The sequence below is a fragment of the Hungatella sp. genome (assembly GCF_046966825.1).
Genome location: NZ_JBKVCZ010000070.1, coordinates 1 through 15,078, shown reverse-complemented (window position 1 = coordinate 15,078; position 15,078 = coordinate 1). Strand labels below are relative to the sequence as shown.

Genomic DNA, 15,078 nt, shown 5'->3' with positions numbered 1-15,078 from the left:
TACCATATCGCACTGCAAAAAACTTTATCAAAATGTAAACGCCGGCTCAAGCGCCGCTGCATCCCCATAATTTATCCGAAAAAAAGAGAAGAAAAACCCATCTGTTTTCCCTCTCTCCAATCTCCAAACTCCAATATTCAAACAAACATCCGAACATCGGCAAATATCGGCAAACATCAGCAAATGCGGGCAGCTTACTCCCTGCTGCCCGCCCCCTGTTCCATAACCGCCTTCATATCCCTGCAGATCTCCTCCAGGCATGCTCTCAGATCATCATTCCTGTATCTCCTGTCAATTCCGCATCTTACCAGGTTTTCTTCCTTAAAATCCTCTTCATCCGCCAGAAATCTCCGGCAGAGTTCCTTATACTTCGGTTCCTTCTGTCCCTTTTCCCGCTCCAGCGCACGTTCCAGCCTCACGCCGTCATCCACCTCGATGTAGACAGGAACCAGCCCATTTTCACCGAAATACTCTCTCATCTTCTCATAAGACTCCAGCGTTCCGATCATCAGATAAGAATCCCTGTCATCCAGACAGATCTGCCCGTCATCCACGGTAAAATAACTCCACGGTCCATACACTGTCTGATACGTCCGTTCCTCAATCAGCCTTTTCTCCCTGCGGAAGTCATCCAGCCGTTCCACCGTCGTAAAATGGTATTCCACCCCTTCCGTCTCCCCATCCCGGATCGGCCTTGTCGTATAAAGGACCACCGTCTTTAATTCCGGTATCCGTTCCCGCAGTTCTTTATAAATCGTATCCTTCCCGGATGCGCTTTTTCCCATCACATAAAAAATCTTTCCCATGTTTCATTCCTCAGTTTTTTCTAATAATAATAGTATCTAATTCTCCGCTCCCTTTTATCCGCGCTTTCAGTCCGCTCCTGCTGCCGTCAAAACCTCCTCCACCTCCGGATCCGCCGTTCCCTGGACCGGAAGGCCCTTGCGCTTATACTGCCGGATCATCTCCACCAATTCCGGTTTTAATACTTCTCCCGGCGCCACAATCGGAATTCCCGGCGGATAGATGTAGATAAACTCCCCGGATACCATTCCCTCACACGCATCGAGAGGGACAGACCGCCCCGGAGAGTCCATTGCCTGTGCGATCGTCATAGCAATCTCCGGCCATCCACAACCGCGTTCCTTTTCCATCCCGTTATCCACAATTCCACGGTCTCTTTCCCCTGTGTTATCCCCGTTTATCCCCGAAAGGCCTGATGCGGCAGTCCCGCAGTCTCCCGCATCCCCCCTCCGCTCATGATCGATCTCCAGGAAAGCCCAGCATAACCGGTCCAGACCTTCATCCGTATCAGCCACCGTAGTAATCGCCGTCACATAATCCGATCCGCACATTTCCATTTCCAGATGGTATCTGTTCCGAAGCAGTTCCGTAAGCTCCGGCCCGGTCAGACCGCTGCTTCCAACAGAAACCACAATTTTAGACTTATCCACATCAAAGACCTGGCACCGTCCTTTCACTCCGCCAAGAAGAGCCAGACACTCCATCTCCCCCATTCGCCGCCGGATACGGTCAATCCTGCCGCTAAAGGCCTTCATCTCATCTCTTCCCGCTTCATCCATCCATCGGATACAATTTTCAATAGCGGCCATCAACACATACGACGGGCTGCTGCTCTGGAACATGTGTACATACCGGTCAATCCTGCTGACATCCGCAAATCCCGCTTTCACATGCATGACCGCGGTCTGAGTCAGAGAAGGCAGCGTCTTATGGAGACTCTGTATCACCACATCCGCTCCCAGTTCCAGCGCAGAAACCGGGAATCCCGCCTCCCCTCCAAAGGGGAAATGCGCCCCGTGAGCCTCATCCACAATCAGTGGAATCCCCCACTCATGGACGATTTTCGCAATTGCACCGATATCCGAGACAATACCGTCATACGTGGGAGATACCACCAGCACAGCCTCCGTCTCCGGATGGGTTATCAACAGCCGCCGCACATCCTCCGGTGATAATCCACCCTGAATCCCAAATTCCGGGATCGTCTGTGGATAAATATATTCCGCCCTCAAATGACCCAAATACACGCCATGATACGCCGATTTATGGCAGTTCCGGCTCATGAGAATAGTGCCTCCATGGGAAACAGAGCCGCAGACCGCGCTCAAAATACCGCAGCTGCTTCCATTCACAAGATAATACGTCCGGTCCGCCCCATAGACATTTCCTGCCCACTCCATAGATTCCTTCAGAATCCCTTCCGGGTGGTGGAGATTATCAAATCCCTCAATCTCGGTAATATCCACAGAAAACGGATTTGGAAAATCCACTGCAAATCCGGCCCCCGCCTGCCTCTTATGCCCCGGCATATGAAACGGATAGGCGTCAGATTCCCCATATTCCATTAATCGGTCCAGCAGATACTTCTCCATCTCCATCCTCCAGATAGTTTTCTGTTACAGTTTTCTTCCAGATTAGCAGATCAATGGTGAAATGTCAAATCCTCACGCTGTTACAGGTATTGCTTTGCAATCCGGTCCTCCGGCTTTCTGTCCGTCAGATAGAGAACCAGAAGAAAGATCCATTCCAGGGGCTTCATCACCAGATATGTAATATCCGCCGCCAGAGGCGTCCTGATATGCTTTGCCACCGGATACCCATACGTATCATACACATGGCGCACGAAGCGGTGAAAACGCGGTGTACGCTCCTCAAGCACCTGCTCAAATGCATTTGCCACACACAGCTGCCGGTTCACCACGATCCGATGCCCATGCCGGACTCCCATCCGTTTAGGTTTCACCAGTTTCTCATGTCCCCCGGCCGCCACCGTACAGAGATAATGGCCATCGCTGTAAACTGTCGGCGGTGATATCCGCTGTGACAGCATCCAGTCGCTTGTCTCTGTAAATGCCTTCACTGCGGCGGATGGCTCCTGCCCAAACAGCACGAGAACCGCAATACAGATTCCCAGCACCGGCCACACCATGAGAAATGCCAGCGCCGGCCAGCAGCTGCTCTTTACCAACAGGCGCCGCAATCCCGTCAACTTTTCGAAATCTTTTCCCTCATCCTCTTCCTTCTGTTCCTTTAACAGAGTCTTCACCACAGAAGCTGACAACAGAATCACATTCAGAGGAAATACAGCGAGATAAACAGATAATTCCTCCGCCCGCCCCAGTACCTGGATAATCCACATCACACAGACCGCGCATCCAATATACAAAAATGATATACTCAAAATCTTAACCAGCGGCGGCAGTCTTTTAGACGCCAGCTTTAGCAGAAAATATCCCAAAAGCCCCAGCGAAACCAGAACAAGAACTGTAACCACATAGTGCTCCGACACAGGAGTATGGATCGCAGAGTCACTGGCAAACAGCTGCTCCTGCCACTCGCCTCCGATTCCCATATAATCATACAGTATAGCAGAAAACAGCGGTCCCAGAATCCATGTAAGCACCTCCGCCGCATTTTTAAATTTCCCCGGTTCTGCAAGAATAAAATATAAATTCATGAAAGTCAGAATAATCGGAACTATAAAAAACAGAAACAGCAGCCCCAACAGTATGATACTTCCAAAAAGTTGCCCTGCCAAATCAGCCATTATTCCATCCCCCCATTTCTGAACGATTGTTTTGCCTCTTCAAACGAAAGATTCCATGTCCTGAAGTCCGCAGCCCCCACCTGATAGTTCTTAGAAATAACCCACCTGTAATACTCCGTTAAAAATTCCGTTCTCCCGCCGGAATAAAACCGTCCGAGAACCGCATTATCTTCAAGCGCCTCAAGCACTGCAGGCACTGCGTCCGCCGAAAGCGCCTGCGTCATATACGTAAAATCGCTGTCAGACCATTCACCCACATGAGCTGCATTATAGTCCGCAATCACCCGGTCCGGTCTCATATACGAAAATCCCACAAAAAATACAGATACCATCACAAGACACCATCCAAACAGCGGAAATTGGTTCCTATAGATCAAAATAACCACACCAGCCATCATACACGCCAGCAACAGCAGGAACCACAGCACCAGAACCCGCAGATACGTCAGGTGATACTCCCCGACATACAAAGCCATCCGGTATGCCGCAGATGCGATCATCACATACGTACATCCGCAGATGACAGTCAGAACGCCATTTAAGAAACGGCTTCTCTTAAAAAACTTCAGGTTCATAAGCACCATAACCAGATTCATCACAGCCACAAACAGAAGCTGAAAGAATCCCTGCCGCGCGTAGGAAGAGTACGTCACACCCTCCGGCAGACTGCCTTTTCCGAGAAAAAGGTAAATGACCTGTATCCCGCTAAAGAACAGATACAGCAGAGCAACGGCGCTCATGCACGTAATAGCGGTAACCGGTTCGTGAGTTCTCATCGTCTTTTCTTCCCCGGAGATCTGGTCCATACAGGCTCCGCAGATCAGGCAATAGACTCCAAATGCCCCAAAAGCAGTCATGGAGACCATAATGAGAATAGTCCATACATTCAGAACCGTCTCCATCCAGTGAACCACCATGGAGCCAAACACTACATCCGCCCGCCCCAGAAGAAATCCGGCCACCAGCAGGATCGGCAGCGCTGCCGCCAGCCCCATGAGCACCCGTGATGCCGTTCTGTACTTTTTCAAATTTACCTTCTTAAAAAATTCGTTCCCCTGAAAAAACGGATAGACAACTGCCGCAATCACACAACAAAGATAGACTGCCATAGAAGATAAATACTTACCGATACTCCACTCCCTGTCTTCATAAAACTGGTGAATCACAAAAATAACCACCAGCAAAAATTCAGCCGTCTTAATCAGCAGAATGAGCAGCGGATCCGCAGTCCTGCAGACCGCGATCCCCAGCAAAACAGCAGTAACGATCAAAAAACATGATCCCCGTTTCCACTCTACCGAAAGCCTCCTGAGCATCCAGGCCAGCACACCATAAATTCCCCCAACCATAAATGGATACGTAATTCCACTGGAATTCTTATACATACAAAATGTATACAGTATTCCAAATGCCAGAGCCACACCCATAAATATTGGAAAGTTCTGTGTGATAACCTCCTGCTTTCCCCTCCTCCAGGCCGGAACAGGCGCTTCTTTTATCTCCTTTTTCATATCTTTTTTTATCTCATCTTTTATATCTTTTTTTAAATCATCTTCTTTTATATCATCTTTCTCCTGTATTATCTGATCGCGGTCTCCGTTTTGCTTCTCAGGTTTTACCTGATGTCCAGCTATCTTCTGATTACCAGCTCCCTCCTGACTTTCAATTATCACCATTTTACTCTCTTCCTCCAGAATCTTCCCACTCATCAAACTTCCTCCTTCTTATTATCGCAATTCTTCATCCATTACTTCTCTTTCCTGTAACATACCATAGTATATATTAAATTTCAATATTTATTTATTGATATTCAATAATTTAATATTGTATTATAATAAAACGTAAGATTTTCTTTCGTTTTTCCTTTCTTTACATTTTTTCATATCAGTCTTATAATAGATGTCGAAGTCAGAGCCTTTGTATCAAACTGCGGGATATTTGGCTCTCGCGGCCGTCGCCAGATAGCCAGCCACACATAATACCCAGGACTTCACCCGCAGAAATAAAATAAGCTAATCCACTAAGCCCGTGAAGTACCTTGCTAAGCGGATTAATCAGGAGGTGATTCATTGTGAGAACAATCGAATTTAAGATGGAGCGCCCCGGACTCGTCAAGGCGGGTGATGAAGTATCCATTATCGAGAGGGAAGGAACCAGCAGCTACAGCTATATCATCGATCCGGCCGTTGCCATGTCCGGCTGCTATACCGGCCGTGACCGCATCAAATCCGACCACGGAATCGTAAAAGAAGTCAAGCACAACGACAGAGGCTACTATGTGATTGTAGAATTTGACGAATAAAGAAAAAGATCCGGGACGCAGCGTCTCCAGATCCTTTTTACTTTATCAATTATTTATTATCCTCAATCCCGTTTTCCCTCATAAGCCAGTAAACTCCATAAGCAGGTATCTCCACCCCTTTCGCCTCCATCGCTCTCCCCGAGATCAGATCCGTATACATCCCATCCTCCTCGTTAATCCACGCGACTTTATCGAATTCACTGAAATTAAAGAGGGCAATTACCTTCTCCTCCCCGTACTCTCTCACCAGCCCCAGGATGGAATCATCCCACGTGTCAATGGTCCACACCCGCGCATCCGTGCAGAAAACCGGATACTGTGCCCGGATCGTCTCCAGCTTCCTAATGCCGTCGAAAATCTTTTCCTGAAGACTGCCCTTCACACTGCGTTTCTTCTCCAGATCCCACCGGAAATCGCCTCTGTGCAGATAACGGGAGTCATCCCATTTCCTGGGATTTTCGTGGTAGGTATAATCATTCTCCTGACCGATCTCATCGCCGCTGTAGATCAACGGAATCCCCGACTGCGACAACATATACGCATGAAGCATCAGATCCAGCCTAACAGCCTTTTCAAGGGCTTCTGTGTCCTTCTCAAACGCAGCCTTTTCAATACCGCATAACGATGCCGTCGTTCCGCACAATCTTGCATCCCCGGACTCAGGGTCTGAATTGTACAACTCTCCCCGTCCAAACGATCCCGGATACTGCCCGGTCAGAAAATCATTCAAATACTTTTTATGGCTGACCTCATCGATTCCGAACTGCTTCAGCCACGGATAATCCAGTCCCCATCCGATATCGTCGTGACAGCGCAGATAATTTAAGAAAACGTAATCCTTCGGCAGCCCGCTCACCACATTCATCTGCTGGCGAAGCAGCCGGATATTCCTTGTCGCCACGCTGTTCCAGGTAGCCGCCATGGTCGTCACATTATAAAGCATGTGACACTCCGGCTTCTCCACGCTGCCGAAATACGGAACCACCTTATCCGGTTCCATTACCACCTCTCCGAGCAGAAGGACCCCCGGACACACAATCTCACAGATAATTCTCATAATCCGCACAATGGTGTGGACCTGCGGCAGATTCCTGCAGTTCGTCCCCAGCTGTTTCCATATGTAGGGAACCGCATCAATACGGATTACATCAATTCCCCGGTTCACCAGGTTCAGCATATTTTGGGCCATCTCATTCAGTACAACCGGATTCCAGTAATTCAAATCCCACTGATAGGGATAAAATGTTGTCATCACATATTTTCCCGCCTCCTGCACCCAGGTAAAATTCCCCGGAGCCGTAGTTGGAAATACCTCCGGCACTGTCCGTTCAAACTGTGCCGGCAGATCGTAATTGTCGTAGAAGAAGTACCGGTTCTGATACTCCGGATCGCCCGCCTTCGCCTTTCTGGCCCATTCGTGGTCCTCCGAGGTGTGGTTCATCACAAAGTCCAGACAGATGCTCACACCCCGTTTATGGCACTCCTCCGCCAGACACTCTAAGTCCTCCATAGTCCCCAGATCAGGCCTCACCTTCCGGAAATCAGAGACCGCGTATCCGCCGTCGCTCCTGCCCTCCGGCGTATCTAGAAGCGGCATCAGATGCAGATAATTGACCCCGCATTCCTCAATATAGTCCAGATGCTTTAAAACCCCGTTTAAATCCCCGGCAAATGCATCCACATACATCATCATACCGACCATCCGGTTTCCTTTATACCACTGCGGATCCTTCGCCCGCTCCCGGTCCATCGTCTTAAGAGCCGTCTTCCTCTCCGTATAAAACCGGTACATCTGTCCGCACAGCTGCTCAAACGCCTCATCCTGATTCTTATATAGTTCACAGTAGAGCCATTTCAGCTCGTCATAGTACCTGTCAAACCTTTTCTGATATTCCTTACAGTAGTCCATCTCACCATATCTCCTCGCCAAACACGCGCTATAATCTCTAAATATTTACAGACATTTCATAATCACTGTACTCTTTGTATTATTCTACCGTAAACAGCTTCACCTTTCGATCCGACACGATCTCATTACCAATCCCATATACCGCATTTGAGATAACGTATTCGCCGTCATTCACAAAAACCTCAATCAGATTGGAATCCACCAGAATCTCCACATGGCCGCCCCTCTTCATCTCCGGCGTCTCAAACTGCATTCTGCATTCCCTGTCATTTCCCGCAGTCAGACTCCGGTCCGTACAGATTCGATTCCCTTTCCGGTAAATCCGGTATCCGCCGACATCGATACCATCACCATCCTCTAAATCTGCCTCTGCCCGATATCCCGCTTCCGCAGCCTCCTCCGGCGTATCAATCGCTCTGCTGTAGGCCTTCCTGACCGCAGGATGCATCCGGAAATAAATATGGCCGTCCTCCACTTCCACCACTCTGGGACTGCACATCATCCCAATCCATTCACCGCCCACCGTCTCCGGCATACGGACCCATGCAGCCATCACTCTCCGGCCATCCTGATCCACCGTGCTCTGCGCCGCATAGAGATCCAGACCATAATCGAGAAATTGGTATTGATCCGGCATCGTCATGGTACAGCTCTCTTCCTCAAAGTCCACAACCATGCAGATATTCTGATTCTCTTCTTTATACCCATCCTTTAAAAATCCCATAGGGGAAAATGACAGAACCTTTCCCCCCTTCGTCTCATAGTAATCCGGGCACTCCCACATCCATCCAAAACCGCTTTTCGACACGGCATTCACATACGACCAGCTTTCCAGATCAGCGCTGCGGTAAAAGAGCAGTCTGCCATTTCCGTCATTTCCATGGGTCCCCAGCACCATATACCAGGCGTCCGCACCGCGCCACACCTTAGGGTCCCTCGTATGAGCTGCATCGCCCCTTTCCCGTTCCCCGATTGGAGCAATAATCTCTCTTTTATCCTTTATATTGTCAAAATGAACTCCATCCTCCGATGTAATCATCATCTGTGCCGAGACAAACTGATCATCCAAACAGAGATTCGTGTCCTCGGGATCCTCTAAAAGATAACGGACACCGGTATAGTACAGATATAATTTCCCGTCCTGTTCCACCGCACTTCCGGAAAAACACCCATCCCGGTCCCCGCGCTTACTTGGAAATAAGGCAATTCCTTTATGTTCCCAGTGCACCAGGTCCTCACTCACCGCGTGCCCCCAGTGCATCCTCCCCCACCTCGGTCCATAGGGAAAGCACTGGTAAAACATATGGTACTTACCCTTGTAATAAATAAATCCATTCGGATCATTCATCCAGCATCCCGGAGCCTTTATATGTATTGTATTAGTTGTCATCGTATGCAGCCTCTCCTTTTGTCTGTTTTTGTGGCAGTCCTCTGTCCACCAGGACCATCTATTTTACTGCTCCAGCCACCACGCCGCTGATAATCTGCTTCTGAAGCGTAATATACAGGATTAACACCGGTATTACGCACAACAGCAGTCCCGCCATAATCGTGCCGTAATCCGCCGAATACGTGCCGTAGAAGCTGTAAGTGGAAAGAGGCAGCGTCAGCAGCTTCTTATCCGACAGCACCAGAGACGGCAACAGGAAATCATTCCAGAACGCAAGTGAATTCAGGATTACCATCGTGGAGATAATCGGCTTCAGCAGTGGAAAAACGATTCTGAAAAATGTCTGGACGTGGGTACATCCGTCTATATTCGCGGCCTCCTCCAGCGCCACCGGAACATTTCCCTTAATAAACCCATGAAACATAAACACGGACATCGCCATGGAAAATCCCGTATGCATAAACACCAGCGTACTCCTGTGATTCAGCACATTCAGCTTACCGCCATAGATACTCACCAACGGAATCATAATCGCCTGGAACGGAATAATCATGGAAGCCACCATCAAAACAAAGGCAATCCTGGAAATCGCATTGTTATTCCGCACGATATAATAGGCCAGCATAGCCGCCAGCAGCGTAACGAGCGCCGTTGCAAACACCGTAACAATCAGTGAATTCTTAAATGCGTTCAAAAAATCCATCTGAACAAACGCCTTCACGAAGTTATCAAACGACAGTCCCTTAATTGTATACAGCCAGGAAAATGGACTTTTGATAATATCCCGTTTCTGTTTCAGGGAATTAATCACCACCATGTAGAATGGGAACATGTAAAGAATAAATATCACGATCAGTCCTGCTGTAGCCACAAGCTCCGATTTCTTTCTCTTCTTACCGCTTCCTGCTTTCTCTCCCGCCATTATGCTTCCACCTCCTTCTTCTTGGTCAAATAAACCTGAATGCCGCTGATGCAGGCCACGATCACGAACAGGATCAGCGCCTCCGCCTGGCCCACACCAAACCGTCTCGATGTAAATGCCTTTTCATACACGTGCATGGCCGCCATCTCCGTCGTCCCGTAAGGCGCACCAGCAGTTAAGGAAAGGTTCACATCGTATACCATAAATGCCCTGGACAGTGTCAGGAACAGGCAAATGGTAATGGAGGACATCATAAGAGGCATAATAATGCTCTTCATTTTCGTCCATCCCGAAGCACCGTCAATCGTAGCTGCTTCCATCACATCATCACTCAGTCCCATAAAACCGGCCACATAGATAAGAATCATATATCCGGACAGCTGCCACACCGTGACAATCACCAGTGCGATAAACGCCTTTGTCGGTTCCGAAAGCCAGGAAGCCTCAAACAGTCCCCATCCCGTAGCATCACCGATCCCCACAAATACTCTTGAAAATACGAACTGCCAGATATACCCGAGAACGATGCCCCCGATCAGGTTCGGTGTAAAAAATCCGGCCCTGAAAAAGTTCTGTCCCTTAATCCCTCTTGTCAGCAGATAGGCGATCATAAACGCCAGCACATTTACAAATACCACCACCACGATCACATACTTAAAGGTCAGAAGCAGAGACGACCAGAACTGTCCGTCCTTCATAACCCCGGCAAAATTCTGCAGACCGATAAAATTCTTCACAGCCGAAACGCCATTCCAGTCCGTCATCGTCAAATAGACGCCGTAGATAAACGGAACAATCACAACTGCAAAAAAGCAGAATAACCCGGGCAATGCAAAAATACAGAAATCTTTCCCTTTGCTCTTTGATTTCATCCTGGACACCTCTCTCCTATCTCTGTTCTTCCCAATAGTTCTCAATCGACTGAATCAGTTCCTCCCGGCTGCTTCTGCCCGCCAGGTACTTCTGCATGGATGCTCCCAGAACCGCCCAGTGGTCATTTGGAACGATAGCAGACGCGTTAAACGCCCTCTCTTCATGAACCCGGTTGTAAATATCGCGGCTCAGCGGATCAGCCGGTTCATAAGGATTATTCTGAAATGGCGGAATCAGATTACACGTCTTCACGATCATCTGCTGTCCGATTTCACTGAATACAATCCAGTTCAAGAACTCCCTGGCCGCCGTCCTCTCCTGATCCGAGACGACGCGCCCGTCTATCATAATCTGTTTAGACGGAGACGCCTGGATCTCCCGATTGGCAAAATCCTCAGGATCGTTATTCAAAAAGTATGGAAGAAAGCCATACGCATCCGAGTTCTCCGCACCGGCCTCCGAAAGATTCGGCCATGCCCAGTTGCCGTTAAACCAGAAAGCAGTCTTTCCATCCACCAGATCGATGGCCATCTCGTCATAATCAGCCCCCAGCGGATCCTTTCTCGCCACGTTATACTCCCTTAAGATATCAAACATATTTAAAAACTGATTCATGCGGTCATAAGAATTTAAATCCAGTGTCCCTTCCTTGATCGCCTCGATAACCACCTGGGCGCCCTCAGAAGTCCCGTCATACGTCTCATAGATATACTGGAGCTGGTGCGCTCCCAGAGACCAGTCTTCCTTTGCCACAGAAACAGGCCGTTTCATGCCGGCCGCCGTCAGCCGATCCAGAAGTGCCGCAAACTCATCCATGGTCGTAACAGACAAAGGATCAAATTCCCTTCCCAGCGTTTCTTCAATCACTGACCGATTATAAATCAGCCCGCGGCCTTCAATACAGAGAGGGAAGCTATATATCTTTCCATTCACCTCTGTCAAATAACCTTCCGCCTCCGCAGTCCAGGGCTCTCCCGTCAGATCAACCGCTTTTTCCTCAGCCAGCGCGATCACATCGGTAGTATCCAGAATTGCCATAGTAGGCGGCGTCCCCGAGTTATACATGCTGACAACCTTGGTATAAGGAGAACCCCATCCGTAACCGGCATAACCTCCACGTGGACTCCCGATTTCTTCTCATATTCCTCCGCCATCTTCGTCAAAGCCACCTGTATCTCCGCCTTGGAATTCAGAAGCGTGATTTTCGTACCCGACAGAGACGCGTCATATTCAAACGTATCCACCGACGTGTCAATCGGCTCTTCCTGTACCACCTCATTCGGGTCATCCGGATCACTGGCAAATCCAAATCTGCACCCCGTCAGCATCAGAACCGCCGTCACCATCATAACTCCAATTTTAATGGCCTTCGTACCAATACCTTTCATCATCCTCATTCCTCCTTTAACGCTGCAATTTTTATCGGCCTTGTTTTGTGTAACCGGTAAAGTAACCGGTTACTTTATGTTTTTATCATAACACCCTTTTGGTCAATTTGTCAATGTGCAAACTGCTTTTCGTAAAACTGCCCTAATACGGCGTACACAATTTGTACGATCTTCACAAAACCGGTTACTTAACCGATTACTCTTGAACCACTCATCTATTTTTGTTATACTGAATAAAGAGGATGGAGCGAAATTCCAGACAGTCACAGGAATCTTCACTGGCAAGAAAACTCCTTTTTATAAAAACACCCTACATTTTGAAAAGAGGCATCACAGATGACACAAAAAAAGAATATAACCTTTGACGATATAGCACAATACACACATTTTTCCAAGACAACGATATCCAGATACTTTAATAATCCGGATTCCCTCACGCTTGAGAACCAGCAGATCATTTCCGACGCTCTGGTAAAGCTCAACTATAAAGAAAACAAGGTAGCCCGCATCCTTGCCAACGGCAAGACAGAATTTGTCGGTATCCTGATTCCAAACCTTTATCTGCACTATTATTCAGAAATGCTGAATCAGATCCTTGCCACATATGAGACGTACGGATACAAGTTTCTGGTATTCATCGGCCACGAGAACGCAGAGACGGAGCGCCAGTACATTCAGGAGCTTCTGGCCTATAAGATTGAAGGCCTCATTGTCCTGAGCCACACACTGTCCTCCAGGGAACTGGCAGACCTTCAGATTCCCATTGTCACCATAGAACGGGAAGACCAGTATGTCTCCAGCATCAACACCGATAATTACATGGGCGCCATACAGGCCACCAGCCTCCTGGCCAGACATAACTGTGACATACTGATCCATATCAATACACCGACCGCGGAGAACATCCCCGCCTACGGACGAATCCAGGGCTTCATGGATTTCTGCAAAGAGAACAATATAAAAAACCGTATATTCTGCCACAAAACAGAAAACACCTACGATTCCTCTCTCCAGTATTTAAAAGATATCTTAGAGGAACTGGAGTCCTCTTATACCGGCATACGAAAAGGCATATTTGTCTCCAACGACACCCATGCCAATATCCTGTTAAACTTAATCGTCCGTAAATACGGCAGGCTGCCCGACGACTATTATATTATAGGCTTTGACGACTCCCCGGTTGCCAGGGAAGCGGTTATCCCGATCAGCACAATAGGACAGCAGATAGACCGCATAGCCAATGAGGCGGTAAGTCTCCTTGTCAGCCAGATGAATGAACGCAAAAAAAGAAAACCAGCTCCCCTGAAGGAACCGGTCCATAAAACAATCACTCCCATTTTGATCCGAAGAGAGACCACAGAAAAAGAAGATCTGCCAGAAAACCGTTAATCCGGTTTCCTGGCAGATCTTTTTATGGCAGTACCTCAACTCTGTTTCTTCCATTCTTCTTCGCCTGATACAGCGCCTTATCCGATAGACAGACCAGATCATCCATCTGCACCTTACCTTCCCCATGCCAAGTATAGACACCAATGCTGATAGTAACCGCGCCTTCTTCCTCACCATTGATTTTAAAACGGCATTCAGCGATCCTCTTTCGTATTGTCTCCGCCATTTCCACCGCTTCATCCCGGTCCCACCGGAACAGGCATATAAAAAATTCCTCCCCGCCAAAACGAATAGCCGCCACATCATTATCCTGACAACACCCCCGGATAATCTCCGCGATCTTCTTCAGACACACATCTCCAGCAATATGACCATATCGGTCGTTAAACTTCTTAAAATAATCGATATCCAGCATCATACACGAGATCATACCGGATTCCTCTTTCAGTTTCTTTATTTTCTCCCCGATAAACCACTCCATATACCGCCGGTTATTCATATCCGTCAGCTCATCAACCATGGCCTGATGGCTCAGAATCTCATTTACCCTGGTAATCTCTTCGTACTGTTTTCGGATCGTCACCTCCTGCTTTGTGACAATCACCTTATTCCGGTAAAGCGAATAAGAGATAGCCGTAGAAATACCCGCGATCGAAAAACTGTTTATAATATTGCTGAAAATATTATTCTCAATCGTCTGGATTCCCGGCAGACAAATATTTAAAAAGACAAATGCCGCCATAAAAATAATTCCAGCCTTTACCGGCTCCAAAAAACCAAGTGCTGCCACCGACAGCATCATATATGTAAATACGCTTAAATCATTTCCTCCCAGCTGATCGTTCAAAGTAACACAACAGCCCCAGAAGCAGATAAATGCCGCGTAAACCAGCTCAGCATGAAGATACAGATGGTAATTTTTCTTTTCCCTTCTCCAAAAATTCCGATTCAGAATCATGGCAATTCCCGTAACCAGGAAAAGAGTCAGATACAAGATACAGTAAATAGTTCTCCTCTGTGTCTTAAACGGGCCGCCCGGTTTCGCAGCCATCAGTATCAGCATTAAAAGTTGAAATACCACAACGAATACGCTGATGATCTTCCAGGCGCGATTGACACTCTCAGCCCGTTTCTTTTCAATTTCAGCCCGGTACTTTTCCTCCATCGGCAGTCCTCCCTATCGCTTTACTTCATCATACATTATAATAGAGTTTTGGAAAAAATAAAACAAAGATAAAAAAAGCCTTGAAACAGAAATTGTTTCAAGGCTTCATTTCGATGAGACACCGGGGACTCGAACCCCGGACAACTTGATTAAAAGTTATATCTAAGTT

Annotated in this window: 13 protein-coding genes; 2 read left to right on the top strand and 11 right to left on the bottom strand. The window is 47.9% G+C overall.

What is annotated here, in order from left to right:
- Window positions 1–194 precede the first annotated feature (194 nt).
- From ACLTD4_RS19925 to ACLTD4_RS19910, 4 genes are all read right to left on the bottom strand, one after another.
- Window positions 195–806 (bottom strand): guanylate kinase, encoded by a 612-nt coding sequence (locus ACLTD4_RS19925; protein ID WP_412331501.1) that lies wholly within the window; start codon window positions 804–806, stop codon window positions 195–197.
- 66 nt (window positions 807–872) lie between these two features.
- On the bottom strand, window positions 873–2,402 hold the full coding sequence (locus ACLTD4_RS19920; protein ID WP_412331500.1) for an aminotransferase class I/II-fold pyridoxal phosphate-dependent enzyme: 1,530 nt from the start codon (window positions 2,400–2,402) through the stop codon (window positions 873–875).
- Between the two features lie 74 nt (window positions 2,403–2,476).
- Entirely contained in the window at window positions 2,477–3,571 is a 1,095-nt protein-coding gene (locus ACLTD4_RS19915) for a DUF6688 family protein (protein WP_117622168.1), read from the bottom strand.
- Window positions 3,571–5,280, bottom strand: a complete 1,710-nt coding sequence (locus ACLTD4_RS19910) for a DUF4153 domain-containing protein (protein ID WP_412331499.1) — start codon at window positions 5,278–5,280, stop codon at window positions 3,571–3,573. Before ACLTD4_RS19910 ends, ACLTD4_RS19915 begins: the two co-directional genes overlap by 1 nt.
- 362 nt (window positions 5,281–5,642) lie before the next feature.
- On the opposite strand from ACLTD4_RS19910, the gene ACLTD4_RS19905 reads away from it, so the two are divergent.
- Entirely contained in the window at window positions 5,643–5,873 is a 231-nt protein-coding gene (locus tag ACLTD4_RS19905; protein WP_002605435.1) for a hypothetical protein, read from the top strand.
- 49 nt (window positions 5,874–5,922) lie between these two features.
- Here the strand turns inward: ACLTD4_RS19905 and ACLTD4_RS19900 are convergent, their stop codons facing one another.
- The 6 genes from ACLTD4_RS19900 to ACLTD4_RS19875 form a co-directional block, all read right to left on the bottom strand.
- Window positions 5,923–7,782, bottom strand: coding sequence for an amylosucrase (locus ACLTD4_RS19900; protein WP_412331498.1), 1,860 nt, complete (start codon window positions 7,780–7,782; stop codon window positions 5,923–5,925).
- A 79-nt stretch (window positions 7,783–7,861) separates the two neighbouring features.
- Complete coding sequence (locus ACLTD4_RS19895; protein ID WP_055658325.1) at window positions 7,862–9,172, bottom strand: glycoside hydrolase family 32 protein; 1,311 nt, start codon at window positions 9,170–9,172, stop codon at window positions 7,862–7,864.
- 58 nt (window positions 9,173–9,230) lie between these two features.
- Window positions 9,231–10,094, bottom strand: coding sequence for a carbohydrate ABC transporter permease (locus ACLTD4_RS19890; RefSeq protein ID WP_055658324.1), 864 nt, complete (start codon window positions 10,092–10,094; stop codon window positions 9,231–9,233).
- Entirely contained in the window at window positions 10,094–10,966 is an 873-nt protein-coding gene (locus ACLTD4_RS19885) for a carbohydrate ABC transporter permease (protein ID WP_412331497.1), read from the bottom strand. Before ACLTD4_RS19885 ends, ACLTD4_RS19890 begins: the two co-directional genes overlap by 1 nt.
- Window positions 10,967–10,982: 16 nt before the next feature.
- A complete protein-coding gene (locus tag ACLTD4_RS19880) occupies window positions 10,983–12,032 on the bottom strand; it encodes an ABC transporter substrate-binding protein (RefSeq protein ID WP_412331496.1) in 1,050 nt (349 codons plus the stop codon).
- Window positions 11,978–12,358, bottom strand: a complete 381-nt coding sequence (locus ACLTD4_RS19875; RefSeq protein ID WP_412331495.1) for a hypothetical protein — start codon at window positions 12,356–12,358, stop codon at window positions 11,978–11,980. Before ACLTD4_RS19875 ends, ACLTD4_RS19880 begins: the two co-directional genes overlap by 55 nt.
- Before the next feature lie 333 nt (window positions 12,359–12,691).
- Between ACLTD4_RS19875 and ACLTD4_RS19870 the strand changes: the two genes are divergently transcribed.
- The gene (locus ACLTD4_RS19870; RefSeq protein ID WP_055658320.1) at window positions 12,692–13,744 is read left to right on the top strand and encodes a LacI family DNA-binding transcriptional regulator; all 1,053 of its coding nucleotides are present in this window, start codon (window positions 12,692–12,694) and stop codon (window positions 13,742–13,744) included.
- A gap of 22 nt (window positions 13,745–13,766) precedes the next feature.
- Here the strand turns inward: ACLTD4_RS19870 and ACLTD4_RS19865 are convergent, their stop codons facing one another.
- Window positions 13,767–14,909: a GGDEF domain-containing protein gene (locus ACLTD4_RS19865; protein ID WP_390472367.1), complete on the bottom strand. Its 1,143-nt coding sequence runs from the start codon at window positions 14,907–14,909 to the stop codon at window positions 13,767–13,769.
- Window positions 14,910–15,078 lie beyond the last annotated feature (169 nt).